We start from the raw sequence: 23,403 nt of genomic DNA, 5'->3' as shown, positions 1-23,403 counted from the left end.
CCGGATGTCGCCTCGACCGCGCCCGAGATCCGCCACCGCGGCTTCCGCCGGAGGTGGCCTGTCGGGACAGACTCCCATGTTGCCCAGACCGATGAAACATCAAGCCTCTGCCCCGTCGCGCAGCGGCTCCGGCAGCGCCGCGGCCACGGCCGCGCGGCACGCGTCCGCCGCGGCGCGGAGCTCCTCGAGCGACGGGCCCGGCGGGCCCTCGGACGGGTGCACCACGACCCGCACGACGCCCGGCGCGACGGCGTAGCGGCCCTTCGGCAGGAGCGCGCCCGAGCCGTCGACGGTCACCGGCAGGACGCGCGCGCCCGCGGCCGAGGCGGTCCGGAAGGCGCCCAGCCGGAACGGCAGCAGCCTGCCCGTCGCGCTCCGCGTCCCCTCCGGGAAGAACACCGTCGACCAGCGCCGCATCACGTTGCGCTGCGCCTCGCCGAGATCCGCGGCCGCGCCGCGGCCCGCCCGCCGGTCGACCGGCGTGTGGCCGTACAGGCGCATGCCCCAGCCGAGCAGCGGCACGTGGAACAGCGCGCGCTTCGCGAGGAACCGGATCGGCGTGCGCCCCTGCAGCACCACGAGCAACGCCAGGATGTCGAGCGCGCTCTGGTGGTTCGCCGCGACCACGTACCGCTCGCCCGGCCGCACGTGCTCGACCCCCTCGGCCTCGACGCGCACGCCGGCGAGCCAGAGCGCGCCGCGCGCCCAGACGACGGAGAGCCGGTCGTGTATTCGCTGCCGCGGGTCGAAGGGGAAGCAGAGCAGGCCGACGGGGAGCAGCACGAGCAGGAACAGCATCGCCCACGCCTGGGCGAGCGCCGTGCGCGCGACCCCGACGGGGCCCGGCGTCACCGCGCCACCGGGGGAGCCTCCGGTTCGTCGAAGGACGGGACGAACCCCTCCACCGAGGCGAGCGTCTCCAGCAAGGTCACGTGCCGGAGGCGCGGGATGCTCACGATCGTCGCGGAGCCGACGCCCTCCCTGATCGCGGGGCCGACGTCCTCCCTCGTGTCGGCGCCGACGGCCTGCTCGGTCGCGGGGCCGACGGTCTGCTCGGTCGCGGGGCCGACCGGCTGCTCGGTCGCGGGGCCGGCGCCCTCCTCGGGCACCGCGAGCGTCGCCGCCTCCGCGAGGTCCGCCAGCGTCGCGCCGACGATCTCCGTCGTGCCCAGGTTGCGCGGGCGGGCCGGCTTCAGCGCGCGCGGCACCGCGCTCCAGTACGCCCGCGGGCTGCCCCGGAACGCCGCCTCGGCCGGAGGCCGCGGCCAGAACGTCGGCTCCGCCAGGCCGAGCTCCTCCACGAGCGCCGCGCGCTCCGCGCGGACGGCGCGCGCGCCCTCCTCGTCCCCGATCGCGTCGAGCGCCTCGGCGACGCGCTCGAGCGCCGTCACGAGCTGCGTCCGGTTGCCCGAGCCACGGATGAACTCGAGCGCCTCCTGGCCGTACGCCCTCACCTCGTCGGCGGCCTGGCCCTGGAGCGCCGCCACGTGCGCCCGACCGACCCGGCCGAGGCCCACCGCGTACGCGTCGCCGGAGCCCGCCGAGCCGATCTCGATCGCCCGCTCGTAGGCGGCGAGCGCCTCCGGCAGCGAGCCCTGGACGAAGAACACGTCGCCCAGGAACCCCTCGGCCCAGCCGCGCCCCATGCCGATGCCGAGCACGCTGCTCAGGTTGCACGCGTTCGAGAGCAGCACCCGCGCCCGGGAGAGGTGCCCCACGTGGAACTGGTGCCGGCCCGCGTACATCGTGCCCACGTACAGGTAGAGCCCGCTCAGGCCGTGCTCCTCGGCGTACGAGAGCAGCTGCGTCGTCGACCGTACCCCGAGATCCCAGTCGAACCGGCCCTCGGCGAGCACCGCGTAGTAGAACCACGTGCCGAGCAGCCGCACCGGATCGTGCAGGCGCTCGGCGATGCGCGAGGCCTCCGAGACGCAGAGCTCGGCCTCGGCGTACAGGCCCGTCTGGCTCAGCGCCACGCAGAGGATGCCGCGCGAGTGGCAGAGCTCGATGTACTCGCCGGCCGCCTCGGCGAGCTCGCAGCCGCGGCGGAGCGGCTCGAGCGCCGCGCCGACCTTGCCGGCCGCGCACAGCGCCCGCCCGAGGATGTTCGCGGGCAGGCACTGGTAGCGGCGGAGCTCGGGGCTCGCGCCGATCGCCGCGAGCGCCTTGCGGCTGTGGGCCACCGCGTCGGCGAACTCGCCGCGCACGTAGTGCACGCGCGACAGCGCGCTGCTGAGCGCCGCCGTCACGAGCGGCGTCTCCGGCAGCGCGCCGGACGTGCGGCGGAGCAGATCGAGCGGCTCCGCCGTGCTGCCGAGCAGGCAGGCCACGCGCGCGAGCTCGTGGGCGCAGCGGGCCCGGAGCTCCACGCGCGCCGGGTCGAGCGGCAGCCGCTCGAGCAGCCCGAGCGCCTGGCGGAGCCGCCGGCTGGCGCCGTGTGGATCCTGGAGCCGGTCGGCCTCGAGCGCCGCGAGCAGGTACGTCGACGCCGCGCGATCGAGGTCGCCCGCGCGCTCCAGGTGGTGCGCGAGCGTCCCGGGGTCGCCGCCGCGCTGCTCGATGCGGCGCGCGATCCGGCGGTGGTGCTCCCCGCGCTCCTCGGGCGGCACGCGGGCGGCGAGCTGCTCGCGCGCCGCGTCGTGGGAGAACGACGTGAGGCCGCCGTCCTCGCCCACGCACACGCAGTGCGCGGCGGCGTCGCGCAGGGCGCCGTCGACCTCCGCGGGGTCGAAGAGGCCGAGCGCCACGAGGTCGTCGCGCAGGAACTGGCGGCCGATGAGCGCGGCCACGCCGAGCACCTGGACCGCCGTCGGGTCGAGCGCCTCGATGCTGCGCGAGAGCACGTCCGAGACCGACGCGGGCGCGCGGTACTCCGCGTCGCCGCGGGAGAGCTCGAGCGCGCCGCCCCGGCCGCGCTGCAGGAAGCCCTCGGCCTCCATGTTGCGGACGACCTGGATGTTGAAGAGCGGGTTGCCGGCGCCGAGCAGCGGCACGCGTCGCATCAGCTCCAGCACGAGGTCGTCGCCGGCGCCGCGGCCGAGCTCGGAGATCAGCGCCCGGTTCGCGTCCGGCGGGAGCGGCCCGAGGTCGAGGCGCTCGACGTCCTTCCAGGACAGCCAGGCCGCGCCCCGCGGCGTCATCGGAGACGAGCCGGGCGGCGCGCTGCGGAGCCCGGCCGAGCCCGGCGGCGGGATCGAGCCGCCCGCCGTGCTGCGCGCGCCGGGATAGGGCGGCCGGGCCGTGCCGAGCAGCAGGATCGGCTTCTCGCCGAGCTGGTCCGAGAGCCGCGTGAGCACCTCGCTCGTCGCCTCGTCGGCCCAGTGCACGTCCTCGATCGCGAAGACGACGGGCATCTCCTCGGCGATCGCGCCGAGCAGCCGCAGGATCAGGTCGGCGATCCAGCGCGTCCCGCCCGGGCCGATCGCGCCGCCCTCGTCGGCGAGGCCGACGGCGCGGACGAGCTCCGGGGCGAGCTCCTGCAGCAGGCCCGCGTCCTCGGCGATCACCAGGCTGACCAGCCGGCGGATGCGCGCCGCGCGGCTGTCCGTGTGCCGCTCCAGCCAGAGCGCGATCTGCGTCAGCGCCTCGCGGATCGCGGAGTAGGGGACGAGCCCGGAGAGCTCGCGGCACCTGCCGTAGGCGACGATCGCCGCGCCGGCCTGCTCCACGCTCCGGAGCAGCTCGCCGACGAGGCGGCTCTTGCCCACGCCCGTGTCGCCGACGACCACGGCCGGCCGCGGCTCGCCGCGCACCGCGCCCTGGAGCAGCTCCGTGAGCCGCCCGAGCTCCTGCGCGCGGCCGAGCAGCGGCGCCTCGTCGAGGGCCTCGGCCGCGGCGGCGTCGGGGTCCCCGGGCCCCTCGGCCTCGCTCGAGGTGAGCGACGCCGCGCCGTGGAGCGTGACGTAGTAGAGCTCCTTGAGCCGCGCGCAGAGCCGGGCCGCGCTCGCGAAGCGCCGCGCCGGATCGCGCTCCAGGAGCTCGTCCACGAGCGCGACGACGGGCGCCGGCGTCTCCGGCGCGACCTGGGCGAGCGGCACCAGGGCGCCCTGGACCTTCTGCTGGATGATGCTGGGCATGGTGCTGCCCGAGAACGGCAGCCGCCCGGAGAGCAGCTCGTAGAGCATGACGCCGACCGCGTAGAGGTCCATCCGGGGGCTCGGGCGCCCGAGCCCGCCGCGCGTCAGGCACTCGGGGGCGAGGTAGGCGATGGTGCCCGCGTTGACGCGGGCGTGCTCGGGCTGGAAGCTCACCGTGAGCGTGGCCAGGCCGAAATCGAGGATCTTGAGCCTCGGCTCGTACGGATCCGTGAGGACGATGTTGCTCGGCTTGAGGTCGAGGTGCAGCACGTTGAGCGCGTGGCAGTGCGCGAGCGCCTCGGCCACGCGGCGCGCGATGCGCAGCGCCTCGATGGTGTCGAGCTTCCGCATCCGCGCGAGGTACCGGTCGAGCGTCTCGCCCTCGACGAGCTCCATCGCGAGGTAGAGGCCGACGCCGTCCAGGACGCCGTACGAGCACAGCTTGACGAGCGCCGGGTGCCGCAGCCGGAGGAGCGCCTCGATCTCGTTCTGCTGCACGAGGAGCTGCCCGGCGCTCTGCGCGCTCACCTCCTTGAAGATCTTGATGGCGGCGTCGTTGCCGGCCTCGTCGCGGCCGCGGAACACGGCGCCGAAGCCGCCTTCGCCGAGGGGCGCGTCGATCGTGTACTCGCCGATCCTGGCTCCGCGCTCGATCAAGGGACCGCCGATCATCACTCCTGCCCTTCCGAGTACCCCGTCACTCCCAGCCGAACCCCCATGATAGCGTGGACGCGCGGCCGTGACGGCGCGCAGTGGCCCCCGGCACGACGAACATGGGCTCCGCCGCGGGCGGGGCGGCTCGCCCGCCGTGTGTCGCGCAGGTTGCGCGGCGCCGCGCGGCGCCGCGCGGCGCTCCGGGCGCTGCGCGCTTCGGGTGCACTTCCACGCTCCCACGGTACGCACGCGGGCGCGCACCGCCGCGCTCGGGCGCCCGAGACAGGCGGCGCGAGCTGCAGAGTGCCTCAACGACCTTGCAGCACGCCGCAAGTCTGGACAAGAAACATGGATGTCACCTCGGGCGGCCGACACCCATGTTCGCCCGGTACGCTGGTAATGAGCCCCACGCTCGTGCCATCGAAATGACAACGGCGGCGGCCCCCCGGAGGGAACCGCCGCCGCCGCCTCGCGCCGCTCCGGGATCAGGTCCCGCCGCTGGCCGAGCCGCTGGCCGAGCCGCTGACGCTCGCGCTCGCCTTGATGTTCACGTCGATCGAGGCCGTGGCGCTCGCCGACGCGTCGACCGCGGCCGCGACGCAGGCCACCGCCTTGCCGCCCGCCTTGAGCGCCGCGTCCTTGACCTCGGCGCCCGCCTTGCCGACGCCCGACACCGCCGCCGCCAGCTTCTTGCCGGTCCCGAGCTGGACCTTCGCGATCGCCGGGAGCGACGTCTGGAGCGCGTCGACGAGCTTCTGCGCGTCGGCGTTCACCTTGCCGTTCGCCACGATGCGGACGTTCGGCGGATCGCAGGTCGCCGACGAGGCCGTCTTCACGGCGCACTGCGTGCGGCACGTGAGGTCGACCTGGGGGGGCTGGATCTCGCCCGAGCACTTCGGCTCCTTGATCTCGGCGCTGCAGCCGCCCGAGCAGGACCCGCTGCACTTCGCGGCCGCCTTGAGCTCGCAGGTGCCCGTGCAGGAGCCGTCACAGGTGCCCCCGCAGGTCCCCTCGGCCTTGGCGTCGCACTTCCCCTCGCAGGTGCCCGCGCACGCCCCGCCCGTCGAGGCCTTGCCGTCGCACTTGCCGTCGCACTTGCCGCCGCAGGTGCCCTTGAAGTTGGCGTCGCACTTCCCCTCGCAGGTCGCCTTGCAGGCGCCGCTGCAGGCCGCGCCCGCGTCGACGGTGCACTTGCCCTTGCACTCCGCGTCGCACTTGCCGCTGATCTCGCCGCCCGTGCAGGACGCCTGGAGCTTGCCCGGCTCGAACGCGGGGCCGCAGGAGCCGAGGCACTCCGACATCGCGTTGATGTCCGCGTAGCACTTCGGGGGGTCGATCGCGACGGCGAGCTTCGCCTCGGCGTTCGCCTTCACGGCGGCGTTCACCTTGGCCGACACCGCGTTGCAGACCTTCTCGGCGCCCTTGCCGCCGCTCGGCTCCGCCTTGAGGTCGGCCTCGCTCATGCCGAGGTCCTTGCCGAGCTTGCCGCACGACGCGATGAGGCTCGCCTCCATGTCCGCGGTCAGCTTGTCGAGCGACGCGGCCGCCTCGAGGAAGCCCTTGATCTTGGCGTCCACGTCGGCGCCGCCCTCGAACTTCAGGTTCGCGATCCCGCCGTTCTTCAGCTCCTCGCAGCCGCCCGCGGCCGACGCCAGGTCGCCAGCGGGCCCGGGCAGGTTATCCGCTCCGGGGATCCCCTTGCCGCCACAGTTCACGAGGAGAGGCGAGGCCAGCCCGAGCAGGGCCACGGGCATCGCGACCAACTTCCATCGATTGACGCTCATTTCAGAAACCCTCCGGCACCTCGATGGGCGCCCCATGGAGCGCGGACCCTACACCAGCGACCGCGACCTTGAAAGCTGGGACAGCCGCGATCCCGCGCGGCTCTCGCTCGCGACGACGAGCGGCCCCGCACTTCGGGCCCCAGCGAGAGAGGGCCCTAATTGCCCCAAGTCACGATGGCTGTAAAGAAACAAGCTCAGCCCGCCGCGCGCGCCGGCGCGGCGGATGTGGCGGTATGTCGGCGGCGGCAGCCGTGTCGCGCGGGGCCCGCGCCGGGTCAGGCGTCGTCGTCGTCGAAGGGCAGGGAGAGCTGCGAGAGCGGCCGCGCGCCGACCGTGGGCCCGCCCTTCTTCTCGAAGAGCGCCTGCTCGCGCGCGATGTCGGCCTCGATGAGATCCTGGTTGTCGTAGGCGAAGGCGAGCGCGTCGAGCACGCGCGCCGCCCCGAGGTTCGGGTACCGCTTGAGCAGCGTCTCCACCGACGCGCCGCCGCGGTGCCAGGCCCAGAGCCGCCGGACCGGGACGCGCGATCCGACGACGTGCGGGCTGCCGGCGAGCACCTGGCTGTCACACCGCACGTGGGGGTGAGGGACGCGGATTCGCGGGAGCACCGGCGCGGCCATCGCGCCGAGGACCCTAGTACCGGTCGCGATCGGATGGAAGGCGCCGCGAGCCGGCGGGCGCGCTCTTTTTTGGGATCGCTGCGGGCTCGCTCGTGGGCTCGCTGCGGGCTCGCTGTGGGCGCGCCGGCTCGGCGCCCGGGTGAGCCCGCGCGCCCACGCCGGCCGCGCGAGGCCCTCGGTGTGCCCGCGCGGCCGGCGTGGGCGCCCGCGCGGAGCGGGCGCGCGGGCACACCGAGGGCGCCCACCCGCGCCTCTCGGCGTTCCTGCGCGCGATCAGGGCTACCCTAAGCGCCGAAGGCGCGCGAGCATCACGCCCGACGTCACCGACCGGAGCTCATCCACCATGACTCAAGCCGAGAAGAACCCGCTTCGCGAAGGAATGCCCGAGGAGCGCACGGCCTCGCCGGCAGCGCTCGTGATCTTTGGCGCCTCGGGCGACCTGACGCGGCGCAAGCTGCTGCCCGCCGTCTACAACCTCGCGCTCAGCCGCCTCCTCACCGGCGGCTTCGCCGTCGTGGGCGTCGCGCGCCGTCCGAAGCCGGATTTTGCGCGAGAAATGCGCGAGGCTGTCGGGAAGTACTCGCGACGCCCGCTCGACGAGGCCACCTGGAGCGAGCTCGAGAAGGGCATCAGTTATGTCCAGGGCTCGTTCGACGAGGCCGAGACCTACACGCGCCTGGCGGCGGAGCTCGCGCGGCTCGACAACGAGCGCGGCACCCGCAAAAACCGGGTCTTCTACCTGGCCGTCGCCCCCGACCAGTTCGCGCCGATCGTGCGCGGCCTGCGCGCGGCGAACCTCATCGCGCCGCCGTCCCACGAGAAGGACGCGCCCTTCCAGCACGTCGTGGTCGAGAAGCCGTTCGGCGAGGACCTCGCGAGCGCCCGCGCCCTGAACCGGGACCTGCTCGCCCACCTCGCCGAGTCGCAGGTCTACCGGATCGACCACTACCTCGGGAAGGAGACGGTCCAGAACCTCCTCGTCCTCCGGTTCGGCAACACGATCTTCGAGCCGCTCTGGTCGCGCCAGCACGTCGACCACGTGCAGATCACCGTCGCCGAGGAGATCGGCGTCGAGGGCCGCGGCAAGTTCTACGAGAAGGTCGGCATCACCCGGGACATCGTGCAGAACCACGCGCTCCAGCTGCTCACGCTGGTCGCGATGGAGCCGCCGTCGTCGTGGGACGCCGACGCGGTGCGCGACGAGAAGGTGAAGGTGCTGCGGACGCTCCGGCCGATCGCGGGCCCGGACGTGCTCACGTCGACGGTGCGCGGGCAGTACGCGCCCGGCATCGTGCGCGGGGAGAAGGTGCCCGGCTACACCGAGGAGCCCGACGTCGCGAAGGACTCGATGACCGAGACCTACGTCGCGATGAAGCTCCACCTGGACAGCTGGCGCTGGGGCGGCGTGCCGTTCTACCTGCGGGCCGGCAAGCGGCTCGCGAAGCGGGTGGCCGAGGTGGTGCTGCACTTCAAGCCGCTGCCGCACGGCCTGTTCAAGGGCGCCCCCGGCGCCACCGAGGAGCCGAACGCCCTCGTGATGCGCCTCCAGCCGGACGAGGGGATCTCGCTCCGGTTCGCCGCGAAGATCCCGGGCGGCGGCATCGCGATCCGCGGCGTGACGATGGACTTCCGCTACGGCGCCGCGTTCGGCTCCAGCACGCCGGAGGCCTACGAGCGGCTCTTGCTCGACGCGCTGCGAGGCGACGCGACGCTCTTCACGCGCGCCGACGAGGTGGAGGCGCAGTGGGGCTTCGTCGACCCGATCTTCGAGGGGTGGGGGTCGCAGGGCGCGCCGGTCGCGCGTTACGCCGCCGGCAGCTGGGGGCCCGCCGAGGCCGACGCCCTGATCGAGCCGCCGCGCGACGCCGCCGCGTGCGGCGCGGAGGGCGAGCGCGAGGGCCAGGGGCGGACCTGGAGGCGGCCGTGAGCGCGGGCCCGATCGCCGAGGTCATCAAGCGGGTCGAGTCGGAGCTCGCCGCGTTCTGGGCGTCCCCCGACGACTCGCGCGACAAGCCGGCCGTGAAGACGCGCGCGTCGACGATGAACTTCGTCGCGGTGGGCAGCCGCGCCGAGGTCGAGCGCCTGAAGGAGCAGGCCCAGGCGCTCGCCGAGACCCACGCGGGCCGGACGTTGCTCATCACGATCGACGACCGGCTCGACCCGCTCTGCGTCCAGGCCGACTGGTCGGCCATGTGCCGCCGCGATGGCGAGGTGCCGATCTGCTACGACAGCGTGGAGCTCTCGTTCGGCGTCGCCGCCGCCGAGCGTGTGGCTTCGGTGGTGAGCGCGCTTACGATTTCCGACGTCACGGTGATCGTCGAGCTGGCGCCGGGGGCGCCGAACGTGCTCGGCGACGCGCTCGCGCCGGTGTGTGATCGGCTGGTGTTCGACTCGGCCGAGACGTGCATCGAGCGCCTCGCGGCGGTCGCGCGCGAGACGAAGGCGCCGCTCGCGGACCGCGCGTTCGTGCGGACGTTCTCGTTCCGCGAGCTGGTGGCGCGGTTCTTCGACGACATGCCGGAGGCGTGCCGGTCGATCCGGCGGGTGGAGATCGCGCGCAGCGCGGGCTCGAAGCCGGATCCGGCGGCGCTCTTCCTCGGCTGGATGGGCTCGCGGCTCGGCTGGACGTTCGAGGCGCGCGGGCCGGCGCAGGCCGGCGGCCCCGCCGCGGTGGTCGGCCGCGCGCGGGCCGCGGACGGCGCGCCGATCGAGATCGCGCTCGTCGACGGGCCGCCGGCCGACGAGCAGGCGGCGCGCCGGATCGACGGCGTGCGCCTCGAGACGTCGCTCGGCGGGAAGCCGCTCGCGCTCGGGTGCGTGCGGCTCGAGAAGGCGCCGGCCACGGTGCGGTGGACGATGGAGGGGGCGCGGTCGGCCGAGCACCTCCACCCGCTCGGCTACCGGGACGAGACGTGGGTGCTGACCAAGACGATCGACTCGCTGGAGGGCGATCGGCTCCTGCGCGACGCGGTGCTCGCCGCCGCCTCCTGGAGCGCGCTGGGAGGAGGACCGAGATGAACAGCGGTGCCGAGGAGACGTGCGTCGCGAAGGACGCGGCCGAGATGTCGCGCCTCGCCGCGGAGCTCGCCGCGCGCGCGATCGCGGAGGCGATCGAGGCCCGGGGCGTCGCGCGGATCGCGCTCTCGGGCGGGAGCACGCCGTCGGAGGCGTACCAGCGCCTCGCCGCGCTCGATCTCCCGTGGGCGCAGACCGAGTGGTTCTGGGTGGACGAGCGCGCGGTCGCGCCCGACCACCCCCGCTCGAACTACGGGGCCGCGCGCCGGGACCTCGCGGCGGCGCACATCCCGGAGGCGAACTTCTTCCGCATGGAGGGGGAGTCGCCCGATCTCACCGGGGCCGCCGCGCGTTACGAGCAGATCCTGCGCGCGCGCTTCGGGGTCGCCGGGGGGGTGGCGTTCGACGTCATGACGATGGGCATCGGCGACGACGCCCACACCGCGTCGCTCTTCCCGGGGACGGGCGCGGTGCACATCGAGGATCGCCTGGTCGCCGCCATCCCGGCGCAGCCGGACAAGCAGCTCGAGGCGCGGCTCACGCTGACGTCCCCGGTGATCCGGGAGGCGCGCCTCAAGCTGCTCCTGGCCCGCGGCGCGAGCAAACGCGCGGTCATCGAGCAGGCGAAGCGGTCGGGGCCGGCCGACGAGGTGCCGGCGCGGATCGTCCGCGGCGGATCCGGCCGGCTCGTCTGGTTGCTCGACGCGGCGGCCGCGGGGGCCACGTCGTGAGGTGCCGGCCGGCGTGGGGCTTGACGGCGCCGGCCTTTGCTCGACGATGGTGCGGTCGGGCGGCCGATGGGGTCGGGCGAGGCGAGCTGGTCATGTGACCCCTGCGGCCGTGGGGCTCTCCGTACGACGAAGGGGAGGGATGAGCGCAGAGCGGGCTGCTGCCAAGGCCGCGGGGGCGCGCGGGGCCTCCGAGGACGAGAGGGCCGAGGCGCGCCTGTTCACGGCGGCGATCCTGGCAGGCGACTACGCCGCGGCCCGGGGCGTGCTGCACGCGGCGCTCGACGGGGGGCTCGGCTACGTCTACGAGCGCATCGTCGCGCCGGCGCTGGAGGAGGTCGGGGACCTCTGGTACGAAAACCGGCTCACCGTGGCGGACGAGCACCTCGCGACCGCCGTCGCGCAGGCGGCGATCGCCTCCACGTACCCGCGGATCCGGTGGCCGTCCGGGGGCCCGAGGGCGGTGGTCGGCTGCGTCGAGCCCGAGCTCCACTCGCTCGGGGCGCGCATGGTCGCGGATCTGCTCGCCCTCGACGGCTGGCAGATCACGTTCGCGCGCGGGGGGATCTCGCTCGCGGCCAGGATCGAGGACCTCCGGTGGAGCGAGGTGAAGCTCTTCGCGGTGTCGGTCACGCTGTCCGCGCACCTGCCCGCGGCGCGCGACCTCATCCGGCAGGTGCGCGAGGAGCTGCCCGCGGCGAAGATCCTCGCGGGCGGGCGCGCCGTCGCGGCGCTGCCCGACCCCGCGGAGCAGCTCGGGGCCCACGCGGTCGCGGCGTCGGGCTCCATGGCCGTCGAGATCGCGCGGGGGTGGCGGTGACGCAGCCCGACGCGGCGGCGCTCTTCCACGCGTTCCTCTCGGCCGCGGAGGACGCCGTCCTCCTCGTGGTGCAGCGCGGCGAGATCACGCTGGCCAGCGCGGCGGCGGGTTGGCTGCTCGGCGACGGGGCGGCGCCGGGCGGGAGCGTCGCGTCGCTGTTCGACGAGCGCTCCCGCGCGAAGCTCTCCGCCGCCCTGGCCCACGACGTCGCCGCCCCCTGGGAGCTCCAGGCGCGTTGTGGGAGCGACGTCCCGCGGGCGGTGAAGTTCCTCGTCATCCCCGCCGCGGGCGGCGCGCGTGTCCTCCTCGGCCGGGCCTCCTCGCCCGAGGAGGCGCGGCGGCTGGAGGAGGTGGTCGTCACCCTCACGAGCGAGCTCGCGGACATCACCCGGGATCTCGCGAGGAAGGGGGCCGAGCTCGAGGCCGCGCGCGCCCGGCTGGAGGAGCTCGGCCAGCAGCGCGAGGAGTTCATGTCCATCGTCTCGCACGACCTGAAAGCCTCGCTGCAGGCCGTCAGGCTCCAGGCGGCGCTGCTCGCGCGCGTGCAGCGCCCGCCGGAGCCCGCCCAGTGCGCTCGGATGGCCGGGGTGCTCTTCCGCAACGTCGACCGGATGACGTCGCTCATCTCGGACCTGCTCGACGCCGCGCTCGCCGAGGCGGGCGAGCTGCGGATCGGGCCTCAGCGCATGGCCCTCCGCGACGTGATCGCCGAGGTGATCGACACCGTGGCCCCGATCGCGGGCGAGGCCTCCGTGGAGATCCACGTCGACGCCGCGGAGCCCGGGCTCGTGACCGGCGACGCGCGGCGGCTCTACCAGGTCCTGCTGAACCTCGTGGAGAACGCGATCAGGCACTCGCCGCGGGGGGGCGACGTCTACATCGAGGTCGCGGCGCGCGGCGATCGCGTGCGCTGCGCCGTCGAGGACTCGGGCCTCGGCGTCGAGCCCGAGCGCCGCGTCGACGTGTTCGCCCGCTTCAGGAAGCACGGGCCGCGCTCGGGCCGCGCTGGCCTCGGCCTCTACATCGCGCAGCGGATCATCGCGCTGCACGGGGGCTCGATCGGGGTGGAGGCCGGCGCGCGGGGCGGCGGCGCGCGGTTCGTCTTCGAGGTCCCGGCGGCCATCGACGAGGCGGCGGCCGGCGGCGACGCGGCGGCCGGCGACGCGCCGGCGCGCTGAGCCGGGCGCGCGCTCAGGCCCGCCGCCGCGCCGCCCGGGCCGGGCGCTCGCTCGATGCGGCGGGCTCGTCCTCGGCGGCGAGCTCCTTCGCGAGCGCGAGCGCGCCCCGCACGCCGACGAGGGCGTCGGTGACCAGCGCGACCGGCACCTCCTCGAGGAGCGGGGCGAGGCGCCCCTTCTTCAGGAAGGACTTCATGAACAGCTCGCGCCGGGCGGCGACGAGGTGCCGCGCGATGTTGCCGAGGATGAAGACGCCGCCGAGCGCGAGCTCGCGCAGGGCGAGGTTGCCCGCCTCGGCGCCGTAGATCTCGACGAACAGGTCGACCGCGCGGGCGGCGGGCCGGAAGGCGCGCGCGAGCCCGAGCTCGGCGATCGCCGCGTTGCGGTCGCCCTCGGCGAGGCGGCGCTCGATCGCGCGGGGCACGCGGGCGGCGCGGGCGACGAAGAAGTCGAACAGGGCGCCGAGCCCGTCGCCCGAGAGGACGCGCTCGTAGCTCACGTGATCCGGGTGGCGCTCGGCGAGGAACTGCCACACCTCGATCTCGAGGGCGCTGCGCGGGGCGAAGTCGGCGTGCCCCCCCTCGGTCGGGAGCGTCAGGTGGCGGGCGCCGTCCCAGATGAGCCGCGCCTCGCCGAGCCCGGTGCCGGCCGCGATGACCGCGAGGTTGCTCCCCTTGAGCCGGGGCCTGCGCTCGGTGAGCGGCGAGATGGCGCCGCGGGGGACGTGCAGGCAGCCCCGGGCGCCGACGACCAGGTCGTTCGCGAGCTGGACGCGCGCGATCTTGAGCCGGCGCGACAGCTCGCGCTCGGAGATGCGCCAGGGCAGGTTCGTCACGGTGGCGACGTGGTCCTTGATCGGGCCCGCGACGCCGAGCACGGCGATGGCCGGGTGGGGCGCGTCGCTGCGGACGAGGAAGGGGAGGGCGATCTCCTCGAAGCTCGCGTGCTCGCGGCTGCGGAAGACGGCCTCGGAGCGCGGCCTGTCGCTCTCGGCGTCGTAGAGGGCGAGCCGCGTGTTCGTGCCCCCGATGTCCCCGACGAGCAGCGACGGCGTCACGGATCTCTTGGTCCTTGCCACGCGGCCGCCCTGCCAGCGCCCTGCCCCGGCGGCAAGGCGATCCATCACCGGGCGAGCGCGATCGAGGCGAGCGCTACGGTGAGCCCCGGGCCGCGGCCGATCGCGCGGGACCGGGACCCCGCGGCCCGGCGGGCGGCGTCTCCTCGTGGATCTCCGCGGCGTCGCTTGACCGGTGCCCCACCTCCGGTCGAAAGTGCCGGCGTGCAGCGGCTGTTTCCCGCGCTCTTCGTCGCGCTCGCCGGCCTCGTGTCGCTCGCCGGTCCTGCGCTCGCCGAGCCGGCGCCGCCCGCGTCCGCTCAGGCCGCGCCGCCGCCCACGCGCATCGCGCCGTCGCTGCGCGCGCAGGTGCCGCCGCAGCCGCCGCCGGCGGCGCCGGCGGCGCCGGCGGCGACGGTGCAGGTGGCGCCGCGGTCCGCGGAGATCGCGCCGCCGCAGGGGGCGCCGCCGTCCGTGCCGGTCGCGCCGCAGGTCGCGCCGCCCGCGGATCCGACCGCGGCGCTCGCTCCCGACGGGCAGCTCCCGCCGCCGGTGGTCGATCAGCCCGAGGCGCGCGTCCAGCTGCTCGGCCGGACGGTCTTCGCGATCCGCGTGCACCGGGGCAACCTCTCGCCGCAGGAGCGCGCCCGCGAGGCCGCGAAGGTGCTGGAGCGGGCCGCCCAGGAGAAGCAGGTCCCCGAGATCCGCATCGACGAGCAGGCCGGCGTGGCCGTCGTTTATGTCGGCGAGAGCCCGCTCATCCAGCTCGGCCCCGAGGACGCCGCCGCGGCGGGCAGCACGACGGTCGCGGTGCACGCGGTCGCGGTCGCGGCGACCGTGCGCGACGTGCTCGCCAAGGAGCACAGCAGGAACCGCATCGCGCAGAGCGTCTTCTCGTTCTCGCTGCTCGTCTTCTCGGGGCTCATCGCGGCGCTCCTGCTCCGCAAGGTCGGCGAGCTCGTCGAGCGGGCGCGCGCGTGGGTCGCCGAGCACCCGGAGCGGCTCCCCGCCCTGCGCGTGCGCGGCATCGAGATGCTCCGGCCCGCGGCGTCCCAGGGCGCGCTCTCGGTCGCGCTCGGCGTCGCCGGCGTGCTCGTCCGGGTGGGCATCGCCTACATCTGGATCCTCTTCGCCCTCTCGCTCTTCGAGGCCACGAGCGGCTACAGCCAGCGGCTCACCGGCTTCGTGCTCGCGCCGGTGTCGGAGCTCATGGGGCGCATCGCCCGGAGCGTCCCCGTGCTCGTGCTCGCGATCATCGCGACGCTCGCGGTGGTCATCCTCGTCCGCTTCGTGGGGCTGTTCTTCGGGAGCGTCAGCCGCGGCGAGACGTCGCTCGGGTGGCTCCCCTCGGACCTCGCGGTCCCCACCGGCGTCCTCGTCCGCTTCGGCATCCTCGTGGCCGCGCTGCTCCTCGCGGCGCCGCTCATCACGGGGACCGACGAGGGCGCGCTCACGCGGGTCGGCTTCGTCGTGATCGCGTCGGCCGGGCTCGCCAGCACGCCGCTCGTCGCCTCGGCGGCCGCGGGCATCGCGGTCATCTACGGGCGGCGCCTGCGCGTCGGCGACGTCGCCGACGTCGGGGGCCGATCCGGGCGGGTGCGCGAGCTGACGCTGATCGAGGCGCGCCTCGAGGACGAGGACGGGTGCGTCGTACGTGTGCCGCACCTGCTCAGCCTGTTCCATCCGACGCGGATCCGCGGCCGGCCGCCGCTCGTCGCGATCGAGATCAGCGTCGACCCCTCCGCCGATCTCGACCGGGTGCGGGAGCTGCTCGTCAAGACGGGCGCGGCCCTCGGCAGCCGCGCCCGCGCCGTGCTCGTCGCGATCGACGAGGGGGGCGCGCACTTCCGGGCCACGATGGCGTGTGACGGCGACGACGTGCGCAGCCGCTGGTTGACGGCCGCGGCGCAGGTGCTGCTCGGCGCAGGCATCTCGCTCGGGCGGGCGCCGGGGCAGCCGGGCGCCGAGCGCGCGCGGCGCGGCGGTCCGGTCGGCGGTCCTGTCGATCGGGGCGGCGCCTCGTGAACGCCGTCTGGCTCCTGATGGGGCTGCTCGTGCTGTCGTACCTCGGCAGCTCGCTCGTCAGCGGCCGGGTGCTCCGCGGCATCGGGCTCCCCTCGGGCGCCGAGTACGTCGTGCTCGGCTTCGTGCTCGGTCCCTCCGCGCTCGGCCTGCTCGAGCCGTCGTCGATCGCCGCGCTCGAGCCGCTTTTAGGCGTCGCGCTCGGCTGGCTCGCGCTGGTCGTCGGCCTCGACTTCGGCTTCGTCGGCAGCCGCCGCGTCCGCCCGTCCCGCATCGCGCTCGGCGTGCTGATGAGCCTCGCGACCGGCTGCTCGGTGGCGGTCGCGGTCTGGTTCGCGGTCGCCCGCGGCGTGCCGTCGCTGGACGCCGCCGACCGGACGTTGCTCGCGGCGGGCGTGGGCGCCGTCTCGGCCGAGACGACGCGCCACGCCGTGCTCTGGGTGACGCAACGCTACAGCGCCAGCGGAAAAGTCTCGGACCTCATCTCCGACATCGCGGACTGCGACGATCTCGGCCCGCTGCTCATGATGGGGGGCGTCTTCGCGCTCGTCCCGCAGGCGACGAGCCTCTGGCCGATCCCGTTCTGGGGCTGGACGATCGTGACGGCGCTCATCGGCGTCGTGCTCGGGCTCATCGCGGTCGTGCTGCTCGGCACCGATTTCCGCCTCATCCAGAGCTGGGGCGTGCTGCTCGGCACGTCGCTGCTGACGATCGGGGCGAGCGCCCGGGTCGGCCTGCTGCCGCTCCTCGCGACGTTCTCGATGGGCGTGACGATCGCCGCCGTCTCGCGGCACCGCGACGAGATCGTGGCGATGGTGGCGCCGACCGAGCGGCCCGTGATCCTGCCGTCGCTGCTGCTCGCGGGCGCGCACCTGAGCCCGAAGGCCGCGCCGTTCTTGCCGTGGGTGGTCGCGATCGCGCTCGCGGCGCGGGTCGCCGGCAAGCTCACGACGGGCCTCGTCCTCCGGGTGGTGTCGCCCGACGCGCGCGAGACGTCGCCGCTGCTCGGCGCGGGGCTGCTCTCCTCCGGCGCCGTGGCGATGAGCGTCGGCCTGGCCTTCTCCTTGCGGTTCCCGGGCCCGATCGGCGCCACGGTCCTCTTCACCGCGGCCGCGGCCGCCGTGTTCGGCGAGTTCGTCGGCCCGCAGGCGCTGCGCGCCACGCTCCGCAAGGCCGGCGAGCTCGCCGCGCCCGAGCGCGAGTCGCTCTTCTTCGGCCGCGGCCTCGCGCGCGCCGCGCGTGATCCGGCGCGCGACCCCGCGCCCGTCGAGGCCGAGCGCACGCCGCGAGCGGGGAGGGGGGAGGCGTGAGCGGCCAGGACGCCCGTGTGATCGACGAAGGACGCGCCGCCATGAGCGCCGCCGCGGCGCCCACCGCCGAGCCCGCGCTGCAGCACGGCGCGCCCGCCGGCCGCCACCACGGGGGGGCGCCCAAGGGCCCGCTGAACCACCTCACGCACGCGGTCGCGCTCGTCCTCCTGTTCGGCGTGCTCTACGTCACGACGCGCGCGGTCCCGCACGGCCACGGGCCGGCGGGCACCATCGCCTCGATCGGCTTCCTCCTCCTCGCCGGCACGCTCGCGAGCGAGCTCGTCGAGCCGCTCCGCCTGCCGCACCTGTCGGGGTACATCCTCGCGGGCATCCTCGCCGGGCCGCACGTCTTCAACCTCGTCGATCACCACGCCGTCGAGGAGATCTCGCGGGTCAACACCCTGGCGCTCGCGCTCATCGCGCTCGCCGGCGGCGCCGAGCTCCGGATCGAGATCGTCAAGAAGAGCGTGAAGAGCCTCCTCTTGAACAACCTCGTCCAGACGGTCCTCGTCTTCGTGACGATGACCGGCGTCTTCTTCGCCGCGCGCTCGCTCGTCCCGTTCGCGGCCGACCTCCCGCTCGCCGCGGCGATCGGCGTGGCGATCCTCTGGGGCGTCATCGCGATCACCCGGAGCCCCTCGGCCGTGCTGGGCATCCTCTCCCAGACGCGCGCGACCGGCCCGGTCGCGATGAACACGCTCGCGTTCGTGATGACGTCGGACATCATCGTCATCATCGTGACGGCGATCGCGCTCGCCACGGTGCGGCCGCTCATCGAGCCGGGCACGACGATGTCGATGCACGAGATCGAGCTCCTCGGCCGCGAGGTCCTCGGCAGCATCTCGATCGGCACGACGCTCGGGCTCGCGCTCGCGGTCTACATGCGGCTCATCGGCCGGCAGCTCATCCTCGTGTTCGTGGCGCTCGGCTTCGGCGCGACCGAGGTGCTCCGCTACCTCCGCTTCGACGCGCTGCTCGTGTTCGTGGTCGCCGGGTTCGTGGTGGCGAACCTGTCGAGCCAGGGCGAGAAGCTGGTCCACGCCGTCGAGGACGCGGCGAGCGTGGTGTTCGTGTTGTTCTTCGCGACCGCCGGCGCGCACCTCGACCTGCCGCTGCTCCGGCTCATGTGGCCCGTCGCGCTGCTCTTCGGCGCGACGCGCGCCCTCGTGACCTGGGTCGCGAGCCGCATCGGCAGCCGCCTCGCGGACGATCCGCCGCTGCTGCGGCGGTGGGCCTGGTGCGGCCTGGTGTCGCAGGCCGGCCTCACGCTGGGAATCAGCCTGACCATCGAGCGCGCGTTCCCGAGCCTGGGCGCCGGCTTCCGCTCGCTCGTGGTGGGGTGCGTGGCGCTGAACGAGGTGTTCGGCCCGATCCTGTTCAAGTACGCGCTCGATCGCGCGGGCGAGACGGCGGTCGAGGCCTCGCGCGGCTCGCTGCCGGGCGTCGCTGCCCGAAAGTGAGCGCGGCCCGCCCGATCAGGGCGTGAACCGGAGCGAGTAGCTCACCACGGTCGGCCCTCGCCGGGGCTTCTTGAAGTCGATCCGCTCGAACACGCCGACCACGCAGCGCGTGAACGCCTCGCCCTTGAGCGCCGTCCGCGGCTTGCGCACCTCGGCCTTGCCGCCGTCCTTCTCGATGCGCAGGTCGATCCCGAAGTCGCCGCCCTTCGTCGGGTCCTCCGCGAGCGCGAAGCAGCGGCGGAACTCGTCGAAGTGGGGCGCGACCGAGCTCTTGATCGGCTCCTTGGTGTAGTCGTCGTGTGGCCCGCCGCCGATGTGCATGCCGATGTTCGCGACCTTCACCTTGGGCAGCGGCCCGTCGCCGACCGGATCCGCGCCGTCGGCCGCGGCGCTCGCGGCGGGCGCCGCGGAGGCCGAAGCGCCCGCGGCGGGCGCCGCGGAGGCGCTCGCGGCGGGCGCGGGGGCGGGGCTCGCGGCGGTCGCGGAGGCGGCGGCGGGCGCGGTCGGCTCGGGCGGCGCGGGCGCGGCCGGGGTCGCCTCGACCTGCGGCGCGACGCCGCGCTCGGCCTGGGGCGTGGCGCCGGAGGAGCAAGCGGCTAGGGCGGCGAAGGCGAGGGGAGCGCAGAGCGCGAGGCGGAGCGGAGCGGGGCGACGCATGATGGCGCGCGAATCTACTGCGGCTCGCGCCGATTCAGGAAGGGCGGACGGCGCGGCCGGGGAGAACGCGAGAAGAACAATTTGACGAGGGACGACGCCGGCTTGGCGGACCATGCCGGTCGTGGCATCCTCTTGGCGTGCGGTGGAACGAGCAAAAAAGCCGGCGCTTTCAGGCTCTCCGCGCGGCCGAGGCGCAGGGGGCGCTGACGGGCCCTGAGCATGTGGAGCTCGCCCGTCTGCTCGAGGACCTCGACGCCGACGAGGCCGACGCGCTGCGTCCGGCGACGGAGCAGGCGGTCACACGTGCTGGAGCGCTGGAAGCGGAGAAGGCGCAGCTCGAAGCCCAGGCTGACGCACTGGCGCGCATCGTGGCCGAGCAGGAGGGGCTCCTGGCGGATGCCACCACCTACCTCGAGAGGCTGCGGGCGAAGAGCGCCGCCCTGGCGGAGGACTACCGGCGCCTCATGGGACACGAGCTGGCCGCGGCCCGCTGAAGGCGCGCCCCCGTGGCCGACGAGCCGCGCGCGCAGGTCCGGGCGCGCTTTCACGCACGCTGCGCGTACTGCGGGGTCCACGAGGATGCGGTCGGGGCCACGCTGACCATCGACCATCATCGCCCGCGTTCCCGTGGGGGCACCGACGAGGTGGAGAACCTCGTCTACTGCTGTGCCCGCTGCAACGAGCACAAGGGGGCCTACTGGCACGAGCACGATCCTCCTCATGTTCGTTTGCTCCATCCCGGGCAAGATGAGCTGGCGCAGCATCTGCGCGAGAGCGACGACGGATGCTTCGTCGGGCTCACCCCCGAGGGCGAGTTCTTCATCCAGCGACTACGGCTGAACCGCCCGCAGATCGTGTCTTACCGGCGCGCGCGGCAGGCGGAGGCCAAGCTCACCGCGGAGCTTGTGGCCAGCCGTCGGCGAGTCGAAGAGCTGGAGCGGTCGATGTTTGATCTGCGCTCAGCGCTTGAGTCCACCGCAGATGAGATCGAGCGCCGGTCGAAGGGGCGCCGATAGACCCGGAGCGCGGACCTCCCGCGCCTACGGCGGCGCCGTCGCGTCCCGGCGCTTGCGCACGGCGTCGTTGTGCGCGTCCAGGCTCTCGCTGAACGTGTGGCGGCCCCCGCCTGCCGCCACGAAATAGAGGTACTTCGTCGCCGCGGGCGCGAGCACGGCCGCGATCGACGGCGCCCCCGGGTTGGCGATCGGCCCGGGCGGCAGGCCCGGGTGCGCGTAGGTGCTGTAGCGATTCCTCGGATCCCGCACCACCTCGGGCGTGGGCTTCCCGTCCCACCCGACGCACGAGGGCGCCTCATCGGGCGAGGCGACGCAGCCGTAGAGCGCCGTGGCGTCGGACTGCAGCCGGCGCGAGCGGAAGGCCGGATCGAGGAGCCGGTTCAGGAACACGCTCGCGATGAGCGGCCGCTCCTCCTCGACGACCGCCTCCTTCTCGACGATCGAGGCGAGCGTGAGCACCTCGCGGCGCCCCCACCCGAGCGTCGCCTGGAGGGCCGCGAGGCCGTCCTTGCCCTGGGCGGCGAGCGCGCTCCAGCGCCGATCCGCCTCGCCGACGAGGCGCTTCGCGACGTCGCGCGCGTCGGAGTCCAGCGCGAACTCGTACGTGGCGGGGAAGAGGTACCCCTCCGCGCTCTCCGCCCCCACGGCGCCGCCGCGCTCGATCCCGAGCGCCTCGAGCAACGCGCCGTCGGCGGTCGCGGCGAGGAACGTCTTCTTCCCGGCGACGTGGAGCTTCTCGAGCCGGGCCGCGATGTCGAAGCGGTTCCAGCCCTCGGGGATCGTGACCTTCGCCGTCGGGCGACCCTCCGCCCGCGTGAGCAGCTGCCGGAGCTCCCTCGGCGTCGCGCCCGCGAAGAGCAGGTGCGGGCCCGGCACGAACGCCTCGGTGCCGCCCGTCGCGCCGAGGTAGAGCGCCATGGCGCGCTCGCTCTCGACGAGCCCCTCGGCCGCGAGGAGCGCCGCCGCCTCGTCCGCGTCGAGCCCCTCGGGCCAGTTGATCTCGACGACGCGCCCGTCGGCCGGGGCCGTCATGCGCCCGAACCCGAACACCAGCGCGGCGAGCGCCGCGGCCGCCGCCGCGAGCGCGCCCGCGAGCCCGAGGAGGAGCGGCCGCCCGCGCCCCAGGCGCCGCGCGCGCGGGCGGCGCGACGCCGGCGCGCGCTGCCCGCGCGACCCCGCCCCGCGAGGGCCGGGCGAGGACTTCCGGGTCGACCCCTGAGGCTCGCGCGGGGTCGACCCCTGCGCGCCGTCGCCACCCGTCCGGCGGCTCCCCGGCCGGCTCGCCCTCGGTCGAACACCCACCGCGGAGAGTCAAAACCCGAAAGCCCGACCAGTGTCAACGCCCCGCGCCGCTGGCCAGGGTCGGCGCGCGCGCCGCTCACCCCCGGGCCGCGCGTCAGCGCGCGAGATCGAAGGCTTGCACCTCGTTGCGCCGGACGGCGCTCTTGCCCTCCCGCGACTGCGCCGGAGCCGGCCGCGCCGCCGCCGGCGCCGGCGCGAACACGCCGGCGCTCGCGGCGGACGCCGCAGGAGGCGGCGAGGCGAAGACCCGCCCGGCGAGGGTCGTGTTCGCGCTCTCCAGCGCCGCGATCTGGCTCTCGAAGTCGCGCTCCACGTCCTTCGCGCGGCCCGCCGGCGCGCTGCCCTTCGCCTTGTCGGCCGCCGCCCGGAGCGACCGCTGCTGCGCGTCGAGCTTGCTCCGCGCCTCGTCGAGCCGCCCCTGTTCGAACAGGAAGTTCGCCTGCTTCAGCGTCGCCGCCGTCTCGCTGCGCTGCACCCGGCCCGCCACGAGCGCGTCGATCTCGCTCGCGTCGCCGTCGCGCTCCGCGACGAAGGCGCCCAGCTTGCCCTCGCAGCGGGCGTCGGTCCTCGCGATGAGGTCCCGGTACGCGAGGTGGACGTCGGCGATGGGCGCGGCGCCGCGCGGGTCGCCGCCGGGACCGCCGGCGCCGCCGCCGAGGCCGTCGACGCGCACCTTGAGCAGGACCGTCTTCACCTCCCCGGCCGCGAACGCCCCGAGCGGCACGACGACCTGGCCCCCGGCCCGACGGAACGAGCGATCGAAGACCCGGTCGAGCTCCACGCCGGGCGCGAGGTCGATCGCGAGCTCCGCCCCGCTCGCGACCGACGAGGTGAGCTGGTCCGCCTCCGCCTCGAAGATGCGCGCGAGCGCGGCGTCGTTCTCCACGAAGTAGTGACGCCCGTTCGAGTCGAGCGCGATCGCGGAGAGGATCTTCTCGTTGTAGTCGACGTCGACGCCGATCGTGGTGATGCTCACGCCGCGATCGCGCGCCCGCTGCGCCATCGCGCGGAAGCCGGGGACGTCGCGGACCCCGTGGTTGGCGTCGCCGTCGCTGAGGACGAGCATCCGGCTCACCCCGCCGCTCGCCTGGGCGAGCAGCGCGAGGCCCTCCTCGATGCCGCAGGAGATGCAGGTGTCGCCGCCGAGCGAGATGCCGCGGACGCTCGCGAGGATGCGGCCCCGCGTGTCCGGCCCTACGGTCGTGGGCGGCACGACCACGGCGGTCCTCGTGTCGAACGTGACCACCGAGACGGTGTCGCCGTCGTTCAGGCGGCTCACGGCGGTCGTCGCCGCGTCGACGGCGTTCGCCAGGCGCGTGCCCTTCATCGACCCGGAGCGATCGATGACCAGCGAGAGGTTCGCCTGCGCCTGCGCCCTCGCGGACGGCTCGCCGCTGCGCACCTCGAACATCAGGAACGTCTCGCGCGCCGAGCGGGGGAGGCGGGCGTGGCCGACGCGCCCCTCCAGCATCAGCCGCGAGCCCGTGGTGAAGCGGCTCGGATCGGCCACGGCCGCGGCGCCGCCCGCGGTCTCCGGGGTGACGCGGGGCGGCTCGGCGGTCACCTCGACGACCGGTGCCGGGCTCCCGTCCCCGGACGGCGCGAGCGAGTAGACCGAGAGGCTGGTGAACATCATGCCGAGGGCGGAGAACAGGGCGACGTGGGTCGGCTTCATGGCTCCTCCAGAGAACTCCCCGAGACCCTTGA

18 protein-coding genes are annotated in these 23,403 nt (G+C 74.8%); 10 read left to right on the top strand and 8 right to left on the bottom strand.

Features of this window, described 5'->3' with window-relative positions; genetic code table 11:
* Positions 1–99 precede the first annotated feature (99 nt).
* The 4 genes from WMF43_RS25375 to WMF43_RS25360 all read right to left on the bottom strand — a co-directional run bounded on the left by WMF43_RS25375 (position 100) and on the right by WMF43_RS25360 (position 7,122).
* A complete protein-coding gene (locus WMF43_RS25375) occupies positions 100–852 on the bottom strand; it encodes a lysophospholipid acyltransferase family protein (RefSeq protein ID WP_437683864.1) in 753 nt (250 codons plus the stop codon).
* Positions 849–4,748 carry a serine/threonine-protein kinase gene (locus WMF43_RS25370; protein ID WP_437683862.1) on the bottom strand — a complete coding sequence of 1,300 codons (3,900 nt, stop codon included), beginning with the start codon at positions 4,746–4,748 and terminating at the stop codon, positions 849–851. Before WMF43_RS25370 ends, WMF43_RS25375 begins: the two co-directional genes overlap by 4 nt.
* 467 nt (positions 4,749–5,215) lie before the next feature.
* A complete protein-coding gene (locus WMF43_RS25365; protein WP_437683860.1) occupies positions 5,216–6,514 on the bottom strand; it encodes a hypothetical protein in 1,299 nt (432 codons plus the stop codon).
* Between the two features lie 275 nt (positions 6,515–6,789).
* Positions 6,790–7,122 carry a DUF433 domain-containing protein gene (locus tag WMF43_RS25360; RefSeq protein ID WP_437683859.1) on the bottom strand — a complete coding sequence of 111 codons (333 nt, stop codon included), beginning with the start codon at positions 7,120–7,122 and terminating at the stop codon, positions 6,790–6,792.
* 355 nt (positions 7,123–7,477) lie between these two features.
* Between WMF43_RS25360 and zwf the strand changes: the two genes are divergently transcribed.
* The 5 genes from zwf to WMF43_RS25335 all read left to right on the top strand — a co-directional run bounded on the left by zwf (position 7,478) and on the right by WMF43_RS25335 (position 12,875).
* On the top strand, positions 7,478–9,061 hold the full coding sequence (zwf, locus tag WMF43_RS25355; protein ID WP_437683858.1) for a glucose-6-phosphate dehydrogenase: 1,584 nt from the start codon (positions 7,478–7,480) through the stop codon (positions 9,059–9,061).
* The gene (locus WMF43_RS25350; protein WP_437683856.1) at positions 9,058–10,152 is read left to right on the top strand and encodes a glucose-6-phosphate dehydrogenase assembly protein OpcA; all 1,095 of its coding nucleotides are present in this window, start codon (positions 9,058–9,060) and stop codon (positions 10,150–10,152) included. Before zwf ends, WMF43_RS25350 begins: the two co-directional genes overlap by 4 nt.
* Positions 10,149–10,880 (top strand): 6-phosphogluconolactonase, encoded by a 732-nt coding sequence (pgl, locus tag WMF43_RS25345; protein ID WP_437683854.1) that lies wholly within the window; start codon positions 10,149–10,151, stop codon positions 10,878–10,880. Before WMF43_RS25350 ends, pgl begins: the two co-directional genes overlap by 4 nt.
* A gap of 139 nt (positions 10,881–11,019) precedes the next feature.
* Positions 11,020–11,697 carry a cobalamin B12-binding domain-containing protein gene (locus WMF43_RS25340; protein WP_437683852.1) on the top strand — a complete coding sequence of 226 codons (678 nt, stop codon included), beginning with the start codon at positions 11,020–11,022 and terminating at the stop codon, positions 11,695–11,697.
* Complete coding sequence (locus WMF43_RS25335; protein ID WP_437683850.1) at positions 11,694–12,875, top strand: sensor histidine kinase; 1,182 nt, start codon at positions 11,694–11,696, stop codon at positions 12,873–12,875. Before WMF43_RS25340 ends, WMF43_RS25335 begins: the two co-directional genes overlap by 4 nt.
* A gap of 13 nt (positions 12,876–12,888) precedes the next feature.
* Here WMF43_RS25335 and WMF43_RS25330 read toward each other — a convergent pair whose 3' ends face one another.
* Complete coding sequence (locus tag WMF43_RS25330) at positions 12,889–13,932, bottom strand: glucokinase (protein ID WP_437683849.1); 1,044 nt, start codon at positions 13,930–13,932, stop codon at positions 12,889–12,891.
* A 222-nt stretch (positions 13,933–14,154) separates the two neighbouring features.
* Between WMF43_RS25330 and WMF43_RS25325 the strand changes: the two genes are divergently transcribed.
* The 3 genes from WMF43_RS25325 to WMF43_RS25315 are packed head-to-tail and all read left to right on the top strand — an operon-like array spanning position 14,155 to position 18,721.
* Complete coding sequence (locus tag WMF43_RS25325; protein ID WP_437683847.1) at positions 14,155–15,954, top strand: mechanosensitive ion channel domain-containing protein; 1,800 nt, start codon at positions 14,155–14,157, stop codon at positions 15,952–15,954.
* The gene (locus WMF43_RS25320; RefSeq protein WP_437683845.1) at positions 15,951–17,261 is read left to right on the top strand and encodes a cation:proton antiporter; all 1,311 of its coding nucleotides are present in this window, start codon (positions 15,951–15,953) and stop codon (positions 17,259–17,261) included. The genes WMF43_RS25325 and WMF43_RS25320 overlap by 4 nt, the downstream gene beginning before the upstream one ends.
* A gap of 17 nt (positions 17,262–17,278) precedes the next feature.
* Complete coding sequence (locus WMF43_RS25315) at positions 17,279–18,721, top strand: cation:proton antiporter (RefSeq protein ID WP_437683844.1); 1,443 nt, start codon at positions 17,279–17,281, stop codon at positions 18,719–18,721.
* 15 nt (positions 18,722–18,736) lie between these two features.
* On the opposite strand, the gene WMF43_RS25310 is transcribed toward WMF43_RS25315, so the two are convergent.
* Complete coding sequence (locus WMF43_RS25310) at positions 18,737–19,378, bottom strand: hypothetical protein (protein ID WP_437683842.1); 642 nt, start codon at positions 19,376–19,378, stop codon at positions 18,737–18,739.
* 137 nt (positions 19,379–19,515) lie between these two features.
* Between WMF43_RS25310 and WMF43_RS25305 the strand changes: the two genes are divergently transcribed.
* Complete coding sequence (locus WMF43_RS25305; protein WP_437683840.1) at positions 19,516–19,872, top strand: hypothetical protein; 357 nt, start codon at positions 19,516–19,518, stop codon at positions 19,870–19,872.
* Positions 19,873–19,884: 12 nt separating this feature from the next.
* Positions 19,885–20,394 carry an HNH endonuclease gene (locus tag WMF43_RS25300; protein WP_437683838.1) on the top strand — a complete coding sequence of 170 codons (510 nt, stop codon included), beginning with the start codon at positions 19,885–19,887 and terminating at the stop codon, positions 20,392–20,394.
* A 24-nt stretch (positions 20,395–20,418) separates the two neighbouring features.
* Here the strand turns inward: WMF43_RS25300 and mltG are convergent, their stop codons facing one another.
* Entirely contained in the window at positions 20,419–21,696 is a 1,278-nt protein-coding gene (gene mltG / locus WMF43_RS25295; RefSeq protein ID WP_437683836.1) for an endolytic transglycosylase MltG, read from the bottom strand.
* 94 nt (positions 21,697–21,790) lie between these two features.
* The gene (locus WMF43_RS25290; protein ID WP_437683834.1) at positions 21,791–23,371 is read right to left on the bottom strand and encodes a vWA domain-containing protein; all 1,581 of its coding nucleotides are present in this window, start codon (positions 23,369–23,371) and stop codon (positions 21,791–21,793) included.
* Positions 23,372–23,403 lie beyond the last annotated feature (32 nt).

The organism is Sorangium sp. So ce131 (genome assembly GCF_051519095.1).
In the GTDB taxonomy this organism is placed as follows: Bacteria; Myxococcota_A; Polyangia; order Polyangiales; family Polyangiaceae; genus Sorangium.
Note: the sequence above shows the minus strand (reverse complement) of the source record. Positions and strands in the feature narration are given on the sequence as shown.

What these genes read in the sequence shown, in the direction of transcription:
- WMF43_RS25340 (WP_437683852.1), top strand. Translation starts at nt 11,020, where the DNA reads ATGAGCGCAGAGCGGGCTGCTGCCAAGGCCGCGGGGGCGCGCGGGGCC.
- pgl (WP_437683854.1), top strand. Translation starts at nt 10,149, where the DNA reads ATGAACAGCGGTGCCGAGGAGACGTGCGTCGCGAAGGACGCGGCCGAG.
- WMF43_RS25290 (WP_437683834.1), bottom strand. Translation starts at nt 23,371, where the DNA reads ATGAAGCCGACCCACGTCGCCCTGTTCTCCGCCCTCGGCATGATGTTC.
- WMF43_RS25365 (WP_437683860.1), bottom strand. Translation starts at nt 6,514, where the DNA reads ATGAGCGTCAATCGATGGAAGTTGGTCGCGATGCCCGTGGCCCTGCTC.
- zwf (WP_437683858.1), top strand. Translation starts at nt 7,478, where the DNA reads ATGACTCAAGCCGAGAAGAACCCGCTTCGCGAAGGAATGCCCGAGGAG.
- WMF43_RS25310 (WP_437683842.1), bottom strand. Translation starts at nt 19,378, where the DNA reads ATGCGTCGCCCCGCTCCGCTCCGCCTCGCGCTCTGCGCTCCCCTCGCC.
- WMF43_RS25370 (WP_437683862.1), bottom strand. Translation starts at nt 4,748, where the DNA reads ATGATCGGCGGTCCCTTGATCGAGCGCGGAGCCAGGATCGGCGAGTAC.